Origin of the sequence: Neolewinella agarilytica, assembly GCF_900110645.1 — a bacterium.
Classification (GTDB): domain Bacteria; phylum Bacteroidota; class Bacteroidia; order Chitinophagales; family Saprospiraceae; genus Neolewinella; species Neolewinella agarilytica.
In genome coordinates this window covers 38,152-54,560 of the sequence record NZ_FOFB01000035.1, presented here as the reverse complement: position 1 = coordinate 54,560, position 16,409 = coordinate 38,152, and the positions used below count along the sequence as shown (strand labels likewise).

Annotated in this window: 13 protein-coding genes; 7 read left to right on the top strand and 6 right to left on the bottom strand. The window is 53.0% G+C overall.

Annotated elements, in window-relative coordinates:
* Positions 1 to 174 precede the first annotated feature (174 nt).
* The 3 genes from BM123_RS21810 (at position 175) to BM123_RS21800 (ending at position 3,850) form a co-directional block, all read left to right on the top strand.
* Entirely contained in the window at positions 175 to 699 is a 525-nt protein-coding gene (locus tag BM123_RS21810) for a hypothetical protein (RefSeq protein WP_139212034.1), read from the top strand.
* 221 nt (positions 700 to 920) lie between these two features.
* Entirely contained in the window at positions 921 to 1,313 is a 393-nt protein-coding gene (locus BM123_RS21805; RefSeq protein ID WP_090172906.1) for a c-type cytochrome, read from the top strand.
* A gap of 137 nt (positions 1,314 to 1,450) precedes the next feature.
* Positions 1,451 to 3,850, top strand: coding sequence for a gliding motility-associated C-terminal domain-containing protein (locus BM123_RS21800; RefSeq protein WP_090172904.1), 2,400 nt, complete (start codon positions 1,451 to 1,453; stop codon positions 3,848 to 3,850).
* 119 nt (positions 3,851 to 3,969) lie between these two features.
* Here BM123_RS21800 and BM123_RS21795 read toward each other — a convergent pair whose 3' ends face one another.
* Positions 3,970 to 4,851 carry a M57 family metalloprotease gene (locus BM123_RS21795; protein ID WP_090172902.1) on the bottom strand — a complete coding sequence of 294 codons (882 nt, stop codon included), beginning with the start codon at positions 4,849 to 4,851 and terminating at the stop codon, positions 3,970 to 3,972.
* A gap of 755 nt (positions 4,852 to 5,606) precedes the next feature.
* Between BM123_RS21795 and BM123_RS21780 the strand changes: the two genes are divergently transcribed.
* From BM123_RS21780 to BM123_RS21770, 3 genes are read left to right on the top strand one after another with little or no spacing between them, the layout of a single operon-like run.
* Positions 5,607 to 5,867, top strand: coding sequence for a hypothetical protein (locus BM123_RS21780; protein ID WP_090172896.1), 261 nt, complete (start codon positions 5,607 to 5,609; stop codon positions 5,865 to 5,867).
* The gene (locus BM123_RS21775) at positions 5,864 to 6,130 is read left to right on the top strand and encodes a peptide methionine sulfoxide reductase (protein ID WP_090172894.1); all 267 of its coding nucleotides are present in this window, start codon (positions 5,864 to 5,866) and stop codon (positions 6,128 to 6,130) included. Before BM123_RS21780 ends, BM123_RS21775 begins: the two co-directional genes overlap by 4 nt.
* Before the next feature lie 28 nt (positions 6,131 to 6,158).
* Positions 6,159 to 7,424, top strand: a complete 1,266-nt coding sequence (locus tag BM123_RS21770; protein WP_090172892.1) for an alginate O-acetyltransferase AlgX-related protein — start codon at positions 6,159 to 6,161, stop codon at positions 7,422 to 7,424.
* A gap of 4 nt (positions 7,425 to 7,428) precedes the next feature.
* Here the strand turns inward: BM123_RS21770 and BM123_RS21765 are convergent, their stop codons facing one another.
* Entirely contained in the window at positions 7,429 to 8,847 is a 1,419-nt protein-coding gene (locus BM123_RS21765) for an MBOAT family O-acyltransferase (protein WP_090172890.1), read from the bottom strand.
* Positions 8,848 to 9,241: 394 nt separating this feature from the next.
* Between BM123_RS21765 and BM123_RS21760 the strand changes: the two genes are divergently transcribed.
* Positions 9,242 to 10,435, top strand: a complete 1,194-nt coding sequence (locus BM123_RS21760; RefSeq protein ID WP_090172889.1) for a hypothetical protein — start codon at positions 9,242 to 9,244, stop codon at positions 10,433 to 10,435.
* Positions 10,436 to 10,506: 71 nt separating this feature from the next.
* Here BM123_RS21760 and hutG read toward each other — a convergent pair whose 3' ends face one another.
* From hutG to hutH, 4 genes are all read right to left on the bottom strand, one after another.
* The gene (gene hutG, locus BM123_RS21755) at positions 10,507 to 11,478 is read right to left on the bottom strand and encodes a formimidoylglutamase (protein ID WP_090172887.1); all 972 of its coding nucleotides are present in this window, start codon (positions 11,476 to 11,478) and stop codon (positions 10,507 to 10,509) included.
* A 35-nt stretch (positions 11,479 to 11,513) separates the two neighbouring features.
* Positions 11,514 to 12,728: an imidazolonepropionase gene (gene hutI / locus BM123_RS21750; RefSeq protein ID WP_090172884.1), complete on the bottom strand. Its 1,215-nt coding sequence runs from the start codon at positions 12,726 to 12,728 to the stop codon at positions 11,514 to 11,516.
* An 81-nt stretch (positions 12,729 to 12,809) separates the two neighbouring features.
* A complete protein-coding gene (locus BM123_RS21745) occupies positions 12,810 to 14,801 on the bottom strand; it encodes a urocanate hydratase (protein WP_090172882.1) in 1,992 nt (663 codons plus the stop codon).
* Positions 14,802 to 14,880: 79 nt separating this feature from the next.
* Positions 14,881 to 16,371: a histidine ammonia-lyase gene (hutH, locus tag BM123_RS21740; protein ID WP_090172880.1), complete on the bottom strand. Its 1,491-nt coding sequence runs from the start codon at positions 16,369 to 16,371 to the stop codon at positions 14,881 to 14,883.
* Between the last annotated feature and the right edge of the window lie 38 nt (positions 16,372 to 16,409).

Sequence of the window (16,409 nt, the reverse complement as noted above, 5' to 3'; positions counted from 1 at the left end):
CCACTGCTTGGTCATATTCTGTATAGTTTGGCGACTTACAAAATACGACTGACAGCCTTTATATCGAAGAAATCATAATTTTAGACACGCTCTAATTTTAATGCTGCTGTAGGAGATCAGTGGGAATTAGCTCATCCTAATACTAGCGAGGTTATTGTATTAGAAGTGTTGGATGTGTTTGATAAGAGAATAAATGATGTCAATTTGGTCGGGCAACTGTTATCTTATAGTTATTCTGATTCCGGAAGAAGATTTATCGATACGGTGCTAAATTATGTAGGCAATACTTTTGGCTACATTGATCCGTTTGAGTTTATACTTAGTAGCCCTGATTCGAATGAAGGTGGTGATTTACGATGCTTTGATCATCCCAATATCGGGGTAGCCAGCTTTAATGTGGAAAGGGATTTTGCATTTGATTTTGTTTGCGAAGAATTAACTTCGACAAGTACAATAGGAACAGATACAAGGATAGGAAGGCTTGAAATTAAAAGCCTAACCTTAAACGGCTTGTTAGAGTTAGAGTGTTCAACTTGTCAGCAAGAAAAATTTGTCGTTTACGATGTTTTTGGCAGAATAATCAAGAATGGATTTCTGATGAGAGGTTATAACCAAATTTGGCTTGGAGAGAAACCAAGTGGATTCTTTTTACTTCACGTTAATGGTAGGAAGCCTGTTAAGATCGTTTCTTTAAAATAGTTGTCTAGTTTTAGTAAATATTGTTGAGTTAGCGGTGTGTCAAATGTAAGGGTGGTTTTTTTATGGAAATGGCCGTAAAACAGAGTGGAGGACTTGTCAATGACTAAATTTTCAAATAATGCTCATCTGCCCGTTTATGCTACCCAATCCCAAAACTCTGCACCCGCGTCCGCGCCCTGAACCCATTCCCCCATCAACCGTTACTTGTCTAAAACCCGCTCATGCGATTGCTGATTTGTTTTTCTGTCTTAGCTACATTGCTCATTCTGCCGGCTTCCTGCGGTAAAACGGATAACCAGCAGGGGCACAATCTTTATGACCAGCATTGTGCGAGCTGCCATTTTGAAGAGGGGGTAGGGCTACGCCAGCTGATGCCTCCATTGGCGGGTTCTGATTACTTACGGGATAAGCCCCGTGAGGTGGTGCGCGGCATCCGGTACGGAATGAAAGGAGAGATCGTGGTCAACGGTATCACCTACGACGAAGTCATGCCAGGGAACGTGGATTTGTCTGAATTTCAGATTGTCAACATTGTCAATTATATCAATCAGGCCTGGGGGAATGACTATGGCCGCATCACCGTTGAGGAAACCCGAGCCTGGCTGAAGGAATAGCGGCTAACCGACGTTGAAGGGTTTCCTGGCTCCCGAAGCGTTAATGATTATGGTAACACCGCTGGAGAGGACGGATAAATTCGTACTTTGGCACCGTCAATCTTCAGCTTCCTGAAACCTAAACTGCGGTGGCAAATATGAATAACGGACTGCTTACTCTTGCTCTTTGCTTCTTTACCGGAATCTCCAGCCTTCTGGCTGGAGGGCTGAACCCCGAATCAGGGGTAGTGTCCGTCGATCCGCCTACGATCATGATGGGACAGGTGGAAATCCTTAATCCGGATACCATCTACCTCTGTCTTGGAGATACGGTGGAGTTGATGCAAACCAATAATCTCAACGACGCCGGGCTCATCTGGAGCCCCGGAGAAGGATTTATCGACGCCCTTACCGACCCGTCTCCCCGGGTCGTTCCGGTAAACTCCCGTTACTACGTAGTAAGTGTGGGGGCGGCTGACAGCCTCGCCAGCGATAGTGTCTACATCGACGTTGACCGATTCGTAGTGCCGGAGTTAATCAACGATACCCTCATCTGTCAGGGCTACCCACTGCAGTTGATCACCAACGCGATTGATGATACCGGGAATACGGTTTACGACTGGAGCCCCGGTGATTTTCTCGATGATTCAACGGATGTGAACGCTATTTTTGTCTCTGAAGTGGGGCAAGACACTGTCTTTACGCTGGTTTCTACTTCAGAAAACGGTGTCTGCTCGGATACGCAAATGGTCCGCGTAGACCTGATTCGCAGCTCATTGGACATCCTGGCCGAAGACACCATCTTCCGCTGTCTGGGAGACGAACCTCTCGTCATCGAAGCTTCCGTAGATCCCTTTGTGGACAACGATGTTACCTGGTCTCCGCTGACGGGAGCCCTGTCCAATAACCAGGGGCCAAGCTACACGGTAGATCATGACGACAACCTGACCTACTACGTGGAAGGCGTAGTTGGTGGCTGTTTTCAGATTGATTCTGTCTACGTTCGTATTGACTCTCTGCCCGATGATATGAGCCTAACGCTCGATCCGGTTAAAGATCCTTTCTGCCAGGGAGACACCTTTACCCTCCGGTCTCCTACCTATGACGTTGGGGACTACCCCCTCATTACCCATGAGTGGATTGTGGCGCCGGGTATTGCCAGCCCGCAGGATCTGTACAATGCCGTGTTCTTTGCTTCAGACTCAGCTCTTGTGCAGCGTGTCAATGAAAGTGGTGGCTGTGGAGACACGAGCTTTATCCAGATTAACGTCATCCAGCCTCCGATCCTCGTTTTTGACCCGGCAGACCCCGTTGTTTGCCCCGGAGAGCCTTTGCAAATAACCGCTTCTTTTGCTCCGGGCGGACCAACCGGCACGCTGGAATGGGAAGACCCCATGGGGACGCTGAGCTGTGATGACTGCCTGGACCCCATCGCTACGGTAAGCCAAACGACTACCTATATGATTACGGTAACGGCGGATGGTTCAGATTGTACCTCGCCGGCAGAGTATTCCATTCAGGTAGGCACCGACCTGACCCCAGATCTGACCCAGGACCGACTCCTCTGCCTCGGCGAGTCTCGCCGACTGATCGTAGGGGGGACGGTGTTAGGCTATACCTACCGGATTACCGGCGGAGGAATCGATACCAATGACCCGAATGTAGAAGTTACCCCGACGGAAACAACTACCTACACAGTAGAAACGACCGGAGACTGTGGCGTTGTCTCAGAAGACATTACTCTTGAGATCATCAACGATTATACCCTGACGGCTGACGGCCCGGGTACGGTGTGTGGAGATGAGGACATTAGCCTGACGGCTAACCTGAGTAATAACCGGAACGGGCAGTATGTCTGGACCTTACCCGGAGGAACGGAAACCCGCTCTGGCGCTCAAATCACAGTACCTGCCGTTTCGGGAACCTACTCGGTGGTGTTTACGGACGACTTTGGCTGTGGCAGCGCTACTGCATCGACGGACGTAGCGGTGTTGGCCGATGAGCTCAACCCTGAGTTTATCTTTACTGATGTGGACGGAAACCCGATCACGGAGACTTTTCCCGGAAACCGGGTAGTTATGACGGCCCAAAATGTAGATCCGGCGCTCAATCCCGATTATTCCTGGAGCGGTAACGTACTACCACCTACGGGGACGGGGGAAAGCCTGGAAGTTCAGGTGCCTGGGATCAGTGACAATCCTCCTACTTCGGTAGCTTACACGTTGACCGTTTCCATTGATGCTGGTTGCGAAGCAGAAGTATTCAGAACCTTAGCTGTTGGTGAGTCCCGGGTGGTTATTCCGGAGGTGATTACGCCTAACGGTGATGGCACGAACGATAATTTTCGCCTTTTCTATGGTGGAGAAATTACGGATTACACCATGACGATTTTCAACCGCTGGGGACAGAAGGTATTTAGTTCCACTGACGTTGATGAAGGTTGGGATGGTACTAAAAACGGCTCTCCGCAGAATGCTGATGCGTACCTCTACATCACGAAGTTCCGTATTAACGGCGCTGAAGAAACACTCGAAGGGCAGTTCTCTTTGGTGCGGTAGCTAAGTAGGCAATCGAAAGTTTGCCGCTCTGTATTTAAACAAAGAAGCCCGTTCCGGAAATCTCCGGAACGGGCTTTTGTATTTACGTTACCCCAAAAGGTAATCAGCATTGATGATGCTTAGTAAATCGTCTCCAGGGCAACCCGGTCGTAGAAACCGAATTCACCGTCTTCACCAGAGCCAAAACAAGCCAGCATTACGGAGTTGGCATCGTAGCCGGTTGGTGTGCCGGGAATGTGAACAGCTCCGGTTGATCCGGCGGACTCGCCAGACTGACCACAGGACTGGCGGCTAAACCAGTCAGTGTGACGCAGACCCATAGAGTGACCAATCTCGTGCGTCATTACGTGCTCATTGGTGTTAGTGTCATAGTTCTGCATTCCAGCGTAAATCTGAACCCATTTGTAAGGACTGCCACCGGAAGGGAACCCGGCACTGCCGCCGGCTCCACTGTTGTTGAAGTTCCGGTAAACGACAATGTCAGCGTTTGTTGCAGCCCGGAAACTCAGGGTGAAGGTCTTATTTGTGTTCAGTGCATTATAGTTGTTGATGGCCCACTGCAGAGCAGTTCTCATTTTGCTGGTCAAGGCATAGTTGCCACCGGTGTAACCGATAACGGAGATGTTGTTGTCGCTTACCAGATTGTTGGTGCGGTATTGCTTTTCCATAGCCGCGTCGAAGCCCTGGAAGGTGGTCAGTTCGTCCTTAGTCAGTTCAATGTCGCCACCAACGAGGTAGCGGGTTTCCGTCGTGCCGTCAGGACGAGTGATTTGCACTCGCTCGGCGTCAAAGTAGTCTTCGGAGGTGGCTTCGGCGTGCTCTTCTAAAGCGCCGGCAAAGTCAACCTCGGGAAGGCCGGTGTGACCGTCTTCGTCATGGTCATGGATGAAGGCAAAGTCAGTGGTTGGTGCTTCCTCTACAGAGATAGCTTGCTGGTCCTCAGTACAGCTGGTGAATACGAAGAGGCCGCAAATGGCGGCGAGAAATAAAGATGGTTTCATTAGTACATGATAAATGGTGAATATAATAGACTGGCTTATTGGCATAGTAATCCCGTCAGAGCGGTCGTGTCGTCGTCGACGGATGGAAATCCACGGCACGGAAAATACTCGTCAGGTCTCACCACGACAGGTGAGCCAGATTTAGCAGCGATGTTGTTTGTTCGAATGTTGGTTTACCAACTGAATACCTAATTAAGGAGCAGTTGGCAGAAAAAGCGTGTTCAAAAAAACGGTCGTATTGGAATGTAGCTTGTGGACCGTATATAAAATTGTCGGCTGCAAGTTACAATCATAGTTCAAAAATGCAAATATTTTGTCGAAAAAATATTTAGCAAGGAAAATAAACGGATTTAGCTTGTTAGAACACTTAAGCGCTTGCTTGTGCAGCTTTATGCCAAATATTATTTTTACCCCTTTGTCGTGGAGCTGTTTAGCCATCGGATTTAAGGTCCCCGGAATTCACCGGGGTTTGGGATCTCTCAGTCCTGATTTAGAGAATCATTCCACGCTTTACCCACTTCCGGTTTAGTACTTCGGTAAGCTCTGCAGGGGCGCGGCCGCAGGTGCAGAGCATTCTTTGTAAGAGCAATGAAGAAGAAGCTTAGATGCTGAGAGAAGGCCAAAGTCTCTGCTCTGGATAGGAATCTTTGCATCCTGCGTTTGCGCACCCTGCTCCGCTGGCCTCCTCAGATTTTTTTCGCTGCGGGCGATCATCTGCCCCTTTTAACTCGTTCCAGTATAAAATCCCACTCCTTATGCCCATTCTGTCACTTCTCATCGGATACTTTTTTCCCAGATTTATGATTGTTGTCCTCTACCTCTTTACGGGATGGTGGAAGACTGCCTTTGATGGTATTTTATGGCCGATTCTGGGCTTTTTCTTTATGCCGCTAACGGTACTCTGGTATGGCATTTCTGAGCATTACTTTCCGGGGTCTGTTCAGACCGTTGGCTTAGTTATTGCGGTACTGCTTGACCTGGGGCTGATCGGTAATGGTGCCAGAAGAAAAAAATGATCCATCCTGGATGGTACGATAAGCTCTTACTGGTTCCCCTTGGGTATTCAACGGGGTCTTTTCGGGGTAAAACCTATGGACTAAGCCACCGCTCCTTTAACGGAGGCCGTAGCCATAAGCTCTTCGCCGAAGAGCTGGGCGGAGCTGATTTCATTAGTTTGAATCTATACAAAACCCGGGCCGGGCTGCAGTTGAAGCCTTGCGAAATGCCCGAAGAAAAAGTGATTGATTTTCTGGAGGCGCTAGAGCTAACCGGGCGCTAAGCCATCTATTTCCGATCTTCGCCTTACGATGCGTTTGCTGCAAATCCTCTTGCTACTCTGCTTACTGCTACCCTTGCTCTTTTTTGGCCGGGTAGGGGAGAAGCTGTCCAACCACCGGCCGGTGGCCGGGCCGGAGTGGTCATGGGCTGACTGGTGGTCGGGGGACTTCCAGGCCGGCGCTGCGCGCCGGCTCAACGAACAGTTCGGTGCCCGCAACACCCTCGTTCGCTGGAATAACCAAAAGGAGTACAGCATCTTCAACCACCCAACGGCTCGTGATGTGGTGATTGGCAAAAACGATTACCTCTTTGAAGATACCTACCTGGAAGCCGCTACGGGAGGCAATTATCAGGGCGTAAGGCATTTTGATGAGTTGGGCGGAAGACTTAACCGCGTGCGCGACTCCCTGGCTGAGATGAACGTCGACCTGCTGGTAGTGATGGCCGCCGGCAAAGGGACTTACTTTCCGGAGTACCACCCGGAACCCTACGCCAGCCGCCCGCCCGCCCGCACGAATGAAGAAGAACTCCTCCGGGTTCTCCGGGAGCAGAATATTGACTTCCTCGACCTGAACAACTGGTTTCGCCGCCTGAAATCCACCACGCCCTATCCTTTGTTCCCCAAGCTGGGTATTCACTGGAGTAAGTACGGGCAGTATCTGGTCATGGACTCCCTGATCAATTACCTGGAGGCCAGCCGCCAGATCGATATGCCGGACCTGGTGCTGGATTCGCTGGAAATCAGCGCAGAGCAACGGGGTAGCGAAGCGGATATCTACCGGGGAATGAACCTGCCCGGCGAGCCAGTCGGCTACCCTTTGGCGTACCCCCACTGGCGAGTGGAGCATCCGGAAAAAACACAGCCCAAAGTGCTGGTCATCGGGGATAGCTTCTACTGGAACATGTACCTCCACCAGGGCTTTAGCGACAAGTTCTTCCACGGAGGGGACTTCTGGTATTACTTCAACCGGGTTATGCGGGGTGGGCAGGATGCCGGCCCCGCTTCGGAACTCGACCTGAGATATGAGCTGGCGAAGTACGACCTGGTGATCTTGTGGGAAACGGAGTCTCATTATCACCGACTGTCAAACGGCTTCCTGAAAGCGGCCTTGAAGGCCTTCGCTACGCCCGCGGATCCGGCGGTAGCGCAAAGAGAGTTGCTTGAAATCGTGGAAGAGATCCGGGCCAAACCGGAATGGCTGGCTTACATGAAGGAAAAGGCAACAGCAAGGAATCAACCGCTGGATACGGTAATCTGGCGGGAAGCCCGGTATGTGTTGGATCGGCGGGAATAGATACTCAGAACCGGAAATAGATAAAGGGGTTGAAGCCCTGTCCGGTAATCACCGCACAGGCAAAGGCGTAGGTGAACAGACTAATCACCAGGTAGGGGAGGGCGGTGCGCCAATCCGTGAATGCCTTTGGGTATAAGAGGCCTTCTATTTTTCTGCCTGCAGCCGTCAGCACGGCCCCGCTGGCGATCAGGCTAACGCCAAGGGTCCACCAAAACTTGGCGCTGGTGGCCGGCAGGCCCGTCCAGGCTCCCCCAAACATCGCGGAGAGATAATCCGTCGCTTCACTGAAGGTTTCCATCCGAAAAAAGACCCAGCCGATAATAACGATGAAGCAGGTTAGCACGGCTGCTGGGAAACGGCCCATCCGCTCGGTCCATTTAGCGAGGAAGAGTCGGTCCAGGATGAGGAAAGTGCCGTGGAAAGCTCCCCAGATGACAAAGTTCCAGGATGCTCCGTGCCAGAGGCCGGAGAGTAGAAACACAACCCAAAGGTTGAAATAAAGCCGCGCTTTACTGCTCACCCGGTTACCGCCCAGCGGGATGTAGAGATAGTCTCTCATCCAACGGCCGAGGGTAATGTGCCAGCGCCGCCAGAAGTCGGTGATGTTGGTCGCGACGTAAGGGCTGTTGAAATTTTCGGGGAACCGAAAGCCCATCATTCGACCCAGGCCAATGGCCATATCGGAATAGCCGGCAAAGTCAAAGTATATCTGCCCGGCATAGGCGATGGCACCGAGCCAGGCGGTGGCCATGTCGGGGGAGGCGTCCAGGCCGAAAATCCGGTCGGCTTCCGCGCCAAGTACGTTGGCGATGAAGACCTTTTTGGCCAGTCCGAGGGTAAAGCGAACAAAACCGATGAGTTGATCTTCGGGCAGGGTGACCCGTTCCCGTAGTTGAGCCGCCACTTCCTGAAAGCGGACGATCGGGCCGGCAATCATCTGCGGGAAGGAGAGAATGTATACGAGGTAATCGCTTACCTTTTCGAGGGGCTCCATCTCGCGGCGGTAGACATCGATGGAGTACGTCAGGGTCTGAAAAGTGTAAAAGCTGATGCCGATGGGTAGGGCGACGGAGGTCCAGGCGATGGCGTTGATTCCAGCTGCCGTAAGGGCAGCGTTGACATTATCCACAAAGAAGTTGGCGTACTTAAAGTAGGCCAGTAATCCGATATTCATACCCAGGGAAAGGAGTAACCAACTTTTCCGCTTTTGGGGCGCGGACGCAAGGTGCAAGGAACGGACGAGGTAAAAGTCGATGATCGTCGAGGCCACTAAGACGAAAACGAAGACGGGGGCTCCCCAGGCGTAAAACAAGGTTGAAAAAGCAAGGAGTACGGCATTCTTCGCCCTGGCGGGTACCAGTGTGTATACCAGTAGGAAAACGGGTAGAAAGTAAAGCAGGAAGAGGATGGAGGAGAAAACCACGGGGTGAAAATAGGGCTTTGAATCCGGTCATCACGCGCTCCTGCGCGTGAACGGGCTAAGCATGCTCCCGCCATGCGTGCTGATAGTTCGGTTAGCCTCGTCGCGCCGGAGCGAGATGAGTCCGTACACGCGCTGGAGCGCGTGGAAGCCAGGTAAATCTTCTTTGCTCATTAACTCACCCCTGCACCCGCGTTCGCGCCCCAAAACCATCCCATCGCCGGTTTATATCAGCCAGACAGGACATAGTGTCATTTCGCCCTTAACATATCTTAATTTCCTTTAAATTATTGGTAAGCATCCTCGGGCAAATCAGGTCGTATTTTAGTGTAAACAAAGGAGATAACAGGTCTCGCCCCTGCTTCCTTTATCGTGACACACCTTAAATGTATTGATTATGAAAACGCATAGCCCCATTCAAATTTTTGCTTTCCTGGCCATCTTGTTACTGATGATGCCTTCTTGTAAGTCTGTGGACAACCTGATAGAATCCGGTAACTACGAAGAAACCATCGCCCTGGCGCAGCGCCGCCTGACCGGTAAGCAGAAAAAGAACCCTAAGTACGTGGCCGCACTGGAAGATGCTTTCAATCGCCTGACGGCAGAAGACATGGCTAAAGCCCGCCGTATGAGCGAAAGTGGAAACACTGACTGGGCGCGGGTGCATAGTCTTTACAGCACGATGCAGCGCCGTCAGGATGCCCTGCGGCCCCTGCTGCCGCTGGTGGATAAGAACGGGTACCAGGCTGAATTCCGTTTCGTTCGTCTTGAGGGACTAATGACGGAGGCCGCTGAAAAGGCTGCTAACCAGTACTACAGCGAAGCGAGTGAGCTCCTGGCTGCCGGCCGGGCCGGCGACAAAGCCGCTGCCCGCCAGGCTTACAGTACCTTCAATCAAATCAATCGTTTCCGTAGCAACTACCGCAATGCTAACGTATTGGCGCTCGAAGCCGAAGAACTCGGCCGGGTGTACATCGCCGTTAGCATGGCTAATGAATCGGGTGGCTACCTCCCCCGTGGTTTTGAGCAGGAGCTTCTCCGCGTACGTACTTCCGACATGAATGATCGTTGGAGAACGTATGACTTCAACGCCGTAGCGGGAAGAGACTATGACTATAACGCCCGCATCGTTATCCGTAACATCCAGGTGAGCCCCGAGCGCATTTCTGAGCGTTCTTACATCGACGAGCAGGAAATCAATGATGGAACGGAGTACGTACTTGACGCTAACGGCAATGTCGCCAAGGATTCCCTGGGGAACGACATCACCCGTGTACGCCGGATTACCGTTCGTGCTGATATCACGGAAGTCTTGCAGACCAAGTCCGCCATCGTTAGTGGTAGCCTCGTGCTCTACGATAACGTGAACCGCCGCATTGTTGATGAAGAGGAACTGACGGCGGAAGCGATCTTTGAAAACTACGCCAGTACCTTCCGGGGAGACCGCCGGGCGCTTAGCAGCAGTACGCGTCGCCGGATTGGCAACCGCCCGGTACAGTTCCCTTCCAACGAGGCACTGATCCTGGACGCTGCCGAAGTGCTTAAACCACAATTACAGGACCGGTTAGCGAATAGCTATCGGACCATTTGAAACTGATTTTTGAAAGTCATCTTTTATTTGAAACCCGGTCGGCATTATGTCGGCCGGGTTTTTTCTTTTGGTCAGACCGATGGCTTGCTCTTCGAGGAAACAATCGTCTCCACAACGTTAGCTACCAGTTTGCCGGTCATGCCATCCTGATCAAAAACAGGGTTGAATTCTGCAATGTCAATGCTGGCCACTTTCCCGGTTGCCAGGGCCGCCGTCAGTGTCGGAAAGAAAAAAGGAGGAAGGTATCCTATAGGAGATGGGGCACTCACTCCGGGCGCAACGGCAGATGAAAAGCCGTCCATGTCGATGGTGATATAGATATGGTCAAATCTTTCCGTAAAGGTGATTATGCGTTCAATGACGGCTTTACGAAAATCGGTGTTGATGCAGCAATGCAAATTCAACACATAGTCTACCCGGTAAGACTCAGCGGTGTTAAAAAGTGAGGGAGGGTTGGCCGATCGTTGAATGCCAACGGCCAGATAGCCTACCCCTTCGTTTTCTTTCAGAATCTGGTTGAAGGGAGTGCCCGAAGTAGGACCGTCAAGAGGCTCTCGTAAGTCAAAATGAGCATCAAAGTTGATGATGCCAATGCGGCCTTTGGTTGCGGAACGGATACCATTAAAGTGCCCGTAAGCAATGTCATGGCCGCCACCAATGACGATCGGGAATATGCCCGCTTTAATCAATTCTGAAATAGAAAAAGAGAGCGTTTTTTGCGTGGATTCAAGATCGCCGGACGGGCAAATCACATTACCCGCATCCGCTATCCGTTTCCCTCCGAGATGGTTAGCGAGTTTCCCCATTTGTTTGCGGGCCGCCTCCGGACCTTTAGCAGTGCCAGGTCTGCCCTGGTTTCTTCTCACTCCTTCTTCACAGGCATAGCCAAGGAGCGCGATATCCGGTAAGTCGGTTTTTTGAAATGGCTGACGGATATCCAGCATTTCTATGCACTGATACCAATATTCATTCCCCAGGCTGGGGTCGGTTTTTCTTCCTGTCCAGAGATCAGGTATGGGCGGAGAATAATTACTTTTCTGCATACTATGGGTAAAGTTAACACCAAGCGCCGTAACGATTATTGCTCGATCACCTGTTGGATTAACGGTGAGCCAAACCGGTACCCAAAGGAAGAAACGGACACATTTCGTTTAGTCAAGATAAGGTTTGTCCTCTTTCCTACGGTAATGGAGCCTGTTTCGGAGGATAAGCCCATGGCATAGGCTCCATTCAGGGTGGCTGCATTGATGGCTTCTTCCGGGGTGAGTTTCATTTTGTTACAGGCCAGGGCAACCACCAGATTCATGTTTCCTGAAGGCGCAGAGCCCGGGTTGAAATCCGTAGCCAGTGCAAGGGGCAGGCCTGCATCAATTAGCGTTCGCCCGGGGGTGTAAGGAATGCCCAGAAAAAAAGAACAGCCCGGCAGGGCGACGGGCATGGTCTTACTCCCGGCTAATGCCCTTACGTCCACAGGGTCAAGTTCTTCCAGATGATCCACCGATAGGGCCCCATGACGAACGGCAGCGGCAACGCCGCCAAAAGCATTAAACTGGTTTACATGGATTTTGGCCGGCAGGCCATACCTGGCGCCCGCCTCCATCAGCAGTTCTGTATCCTGAATGTCGAAGTAACCTTTTTCACAGAAGACATCGATGTAATCTGCCAATCCGTCGCCAGCGACGCGCGGCAGCATCTCGTCAATGACCAGCTGGAGGTAGGCTGCCTTATCGTCCTTGTATCTGGTGGGCAGAGCATGAGCCGCCAGAAAAGTGGCCCGAATCGGAATCGGCGCTTCTTCCTTTAGCCGGCGGATAACCCGCAGCATCTTAAGTTCTCCCTCCAGGGTAAGTCCATAGCCAGACTTGATCTCCAGCGCACCGGTGCCGAGGCTGATTACTTCCTGCAGCCGGAGCTTGCTCTGTTGGTAGATCTCTTCTTCCGGCGTCTCATTCAGTAGTTGAGCGGAGTTAACGATGCCTCCGCCTCGTGCAGCGACCTGCTCATAGGTTAGCCCGTTCAGCCGGTCCATCCATTCGGATTCCCGGTTGCCGGCGTAGACGAGGTGAGAGTGGCTGTCGCACCAGGCGGGCATCAGTATCCGGTCCGTACAATCCAGGGTCTCCTCGTGATGGCCTTGCGGACATTCACTCATCGGGCCGAAGGCTTTGATCCGGCCGTTTTGAGTTAGTAGCCAGGCATCTTTTAGTTCGGGGAGTACCCGCATGTCGGTACCCGCAACCCATTGCTGGCTGGCGGGGCGAATTTGAAGGAGATGGGCATTTTGGTAGAGCATGGGGGAGTTTTTCCCCGGACTACGCGGACTGCTACGCAGCCCCGCTTCGTCCGGGGTTAAGGATGTTTGACCCCTTCGGGGTCAGTGGAGGAGTGCTTCATCTACAATATTAGCCAAGGTTACCACCAGGCCCGGTGTCCGCTCCATTTCCCGTTCGATGGCGAAGCGGGCTTCGGGGTTGCGGGCCCAGGCACGGCGGGCAATGCCGTTATTGACGTCGAAGAAGAGCATGTTTTTGAGTCGCCGTTCGGCGTCAGCGGAGCCGTCGAGCAATAGGCCAAAGCCGCCGTTGATGACTTCGCCCCAGCCGACGCCGCCGCCATTGTGGATGCTGACCCAGCTGGCTCCGCGGAAGCTATCGCCGATGACGTTGTGGATGGCCATGTCGGCGGTAAATTTACTGCCGTCGTAGATGTTGCTCGTTTCCCGGTAGGGGCTGTCGGTACCGCTTACGTCGTGATGATCGCGACCCAGAATGACGGGGCCGAGGCGGCCTTCAGCGATGGCCTGGTTAAAGGCCAGGGCGATGGCGGCCCGGCCTTCGGCGTCTGCGTAAAGGATGCGGGCCTGGCTGCCAACGACGAGCTGATGACGGCCGGCGTCCCGAATCCAGGTGATGTTGTCTTCCAGTTGCTGGCGAATTTCTTTGGGCGCAGTACGCAGGATGCCTTGCAGGGTTTCCAGCGCAAGGGAATCCGTGAGGGCCAGGTCCTCCGCTTTCCCCGATGCACAAACCCAACGGAACGGTCCAAAGCCGAAATCAAAGCACATGGGCCCAAGGATATCCTGCACGTAAGAAGGGTAGCGGAAAGTGTTTTCTTTCCCTTCGGCCATTACGTGCGCTCCTGCACGGGACGCTTCCAGCAGAAAGGCATTGCCATAATCGAAGAAATAAGTGCCCCGGCCGGTGTGGGCGTTGACCGCCCTGGCATGCAGCCGAAGGGAGGTTTGAACTGCCACCTTGAATGCTTTCGGATCAGAAGACATCAGGCGGTTAGCTTCCTCGAAGCTCATGCCGGCGGGGTAATACCCGCCAGACCAGGGGTTGTGCAGAGAAGTCTGATCAGAGCCGACGTGGATGAAGATGTCTTCGGCGTAGAAGCGTTCCCATACGTCAACAACGTTGCCGAGGTAAGCGATGGACACTGCTTCTTTAGCTTCCATTGCATCCTGCGTGCGCGCCACCAGATCGTCTAAGTTGTCGACCAGCACGTCCACCCAACCCTGCTCATGACGCTTACGGGCTGCTGCCGGGTTAACTTCCGCGCAGACCGTAATGCAACCTGCGATGTTGCCCGCTTTGGGCTGAGCACCACTCATGCCTCCAAGACCGGCCGTCAGGAAAATCTTGCCCGCAGGTGTCTCCCCCTCCGGCAATATCTTGCGGAAAGCATTCATGACCGTAATGGTAGTGCCGTGCACAATCCCCTGCGGACCGATGTACATATACGAGCCGGCGGTCATCTGTCCGTACTGCGTTACCCCCAGTGCATTATACTTTTCCCAGTCGTCGGGCTTCGAGTAATTCGGGATCATCATGCCGTTGGTGATGACTACTCTCGGCGCATCCGGCGAACTTGGGAAGAGCCCCATAGGGTGCCCGGAGTACATATGCAGCGATTGCTCGTCGGTCATCATCGCCAGGTATTTCATGGTCAGCAGATACTGCGCCCAATTCTGAAATACGGCCCCGTTACCCCCGTAGGTAATCAACTCCTCCGGATGTTGTGCTACGGCCGGGTCGAGGTTATTCTGGATCATCAGCATGATGCCGCGAGCCGTCATGGATTCTCCCGGATATTCGTCAATCGGACGGGCATGAATGGGATAATCAGGCTTGAAGCGGTGCATGTAGATACGGCCATAATTTCGTAGCTCGGCGGCGAACTCGGCGGCAAGTTCCGCGTGCCATTCGGCCGGAAAATACCGTAGCGCATTCTTTAACGCCAGCCGCTTTTCCTCATCGCTCAGCATGTCTTTGCGGCGGGGTGCCCGGTTGGCGTTTGCCGGGATGCTGCGGGCGGGCGGGAGGGTGGGGGGGATGCCTTGGGTGATGAGGGCCTGGAAGGTCATGATTAAATCTTTCGGATTAGGATTGCCGTGTGATTGTTTTACCGGCTAAAGCCGGTGCTGTGGCACGAAGCTCTGCGAGCTATGTCGTAAAAAAGGTGCGGTTGGAAACCATCTCCACCATCCCCCAAATATCATCCTTCAGCAATCGGTCGTCATCCAGATGATCGACCTGCTGCCGGATGAGGGCATGGTTTTTTTCCAGAATGTCGGAGAACTTATGCGGCCGTCGGAAGTCCATCGCCTGGGCAGCGTACATTAACTCAATGGCGAGAATCTTCTCCAGGTTTCCGAGGATCTGGTTGAAGCGTCGGCCAGAGATACTACCCATGGACACGTGGTCTTCCTGCCCGAGGGACGTCGGGATGCTGTCGGCAGAAGCGGGGAAGCAGAGCGATTTATTTTCCGTCACCAGGGCAGCGGTAGTGTATTGCGGGATCATAAAACCAGAGTTGAGCCCACCGCTTTTGGTCAGTAAGCGGGGAAGACCATACTTTCCCTCCAGCAAGAGATAGCAACGACGATCAGAGATATTGCCCAGTTCGGCGGTGGCCAGTGAGCAATAGTCGAGGGCCATAGCCAGCGGTTGCCCGTGGAAATTGCCGCCGGAAATAGCCTCCTCGTCGCTTAAGATAACGGGGTTGTCAGTAACGGCATTGAGCTCTACCTCAGTTAATTGTGTAAGGTGAAGGAAGGCATTACGCGAAGCGCCGTGCACCTGAGGCATGCAGCGCAGAGAATAAGGGTCCTGCACCCGGCTACAGGCCGCGTGAGAGGCCATATTTTCTGACCCCGCCAGAAAATGACGGATGCGTCTGGCTACTTCCAAACTGCCGGCATAGGGGCGAAGCTCGTGTAGCTCCGCGCGAAAGGGCGCGGCGGAGCCCTGATAACCTTCCAGGCTCATGGCACCAGCCAAATCTGCCAGGTTGAGGAGGTAAGCCATTTGATCCAGCCCAAGAACGGCATGTGCCAGGATGAACTGGGTGCCATTAATCAGGGCGAGGCCCTCTTTGGCTTGAAGCTCCAGGGGCTCGAGGCCGTGCTCTTGCAACAGCTCTTTGGCCGGGCGGTGAGTGTTACCCTGCCAGAACGAACCCTCCCCAATGAGCGGAAGGAAGAGGTGGGAAAGCGGAGCAAGGTCGCCTGAAGCGCCAACGGAGCCCTGCTCAGGAACTACCGGGAGTAAGTCCTGGTCCAGAAAGAAGAGCAAACGCTCAATGACCTCCACCCGGATACCAGAGTGCCCTCTGGCCAGGGCGTGAATCTTGCAGATCATCATTAGCCTGGACAGCTTAGGATCAATGGCCTTCCCCACGCCAACGGCATGGGTAATCAGCAGGTTTTTCTGCAGTAAGCTGGTCTCCTCCGGCGAAATCTGCGTATCGCAAAGTGGCCCGAAACCAGTATTGATACCGTAAACAGCCCGGTCACCCGCCGCCATTTTTTCAACACTGCGGCGAGAACGGTTGACCTGCCTGTGGGCTGCTTCAGAGAGCACGCCGGTCTCCTCGCCACGTAGCAAGGCCATGGCGGTAGGTACGGTTAGCTGATCAAGACCGAATTGAAACATAGCCAGAAGTATTCCTTGTCAAGGTAAAGCCCAAAGAT

Excerpts from the sequence above, each read along its gene's own strand:
- BM123_RS21805 (WP_090172906.1), top strand. The coding sequence starts at position 921 with ATGCGATTGCTGATTTGTTTTTCTGTCTTAGCTACATTGCTCATTCTG.
- BM123_RS21800 (WP_090172904.1), top strand. The coding sequence starts at position 1,451 with ATGAATAACGGACTGCTTACTCTTGCTCTTTGCTTCTTTACCGGAATC.
- BM123_RS21795 (WP_090172902.1), bottom strand. The coding sequence starts at position 4,851 with ATGAAACCATCTTTATTTCTCGCCGCCATTTGCGGCCTCTTCGTATTC.
- BM123_RS21780 (WP_090172896.1), top strand. The coding sequence starts at position 5,607 with ATGCCCATTCTGTCACTTCTCATCGGATACTTTTTTCCCAGATTTATG.
- BM123_RS21775 (WP_090172894.1), top strand. The coding sequence starts at position 5,864 with ATGATCCATCCTGGATGGTACGATAAGCTCTTACTGGTTCCCCTTGGG.
- BM123_RS21770 (WP_090172892.1), top strand. The coding sequence starts at position 6,159 with ATGCGTTTGCTGCAAATCCTCTTGCTACTCTGCTTACTGCTACCCTTG.
- BM123_RS21760 (WP_090172889.1), top strand. The coding sequence starts at position 9,242 with ATGAAAACGCATAGCCCCATTCAAATTTTTGCTTTCCTGGCCATCTTG.
- hutG (WP_090172887.1), bottom strand. The coding sequence starts at position 11,478 with ATGCAGAAAAGTAATTATTCTCCGCCCATACCTGATCTCTGGACAGGA.
- hutI (WP_090172884.1), bottom strand. The coding sequence starts at position 12,728 with ATGCTCTACCAAAATGCCCATCTCCTTCAAATTCGCCCCGCCAGCCAG.
- BM123_RS21745 (WP_090172882.1), bottom strand. The coding sequence starts at position 14,801 with ATGACCTTCCAGGCCCTCATCACCCAAGGCATCCCCCCCACCCTCCCG.
- hutH (WP_090172880.1), bottom strand. The coding sequence starts at position 16,371 with ATGTTTCAATTCGGTCTTGATCAGCTAACCGTACCTACCGCCATGGCC.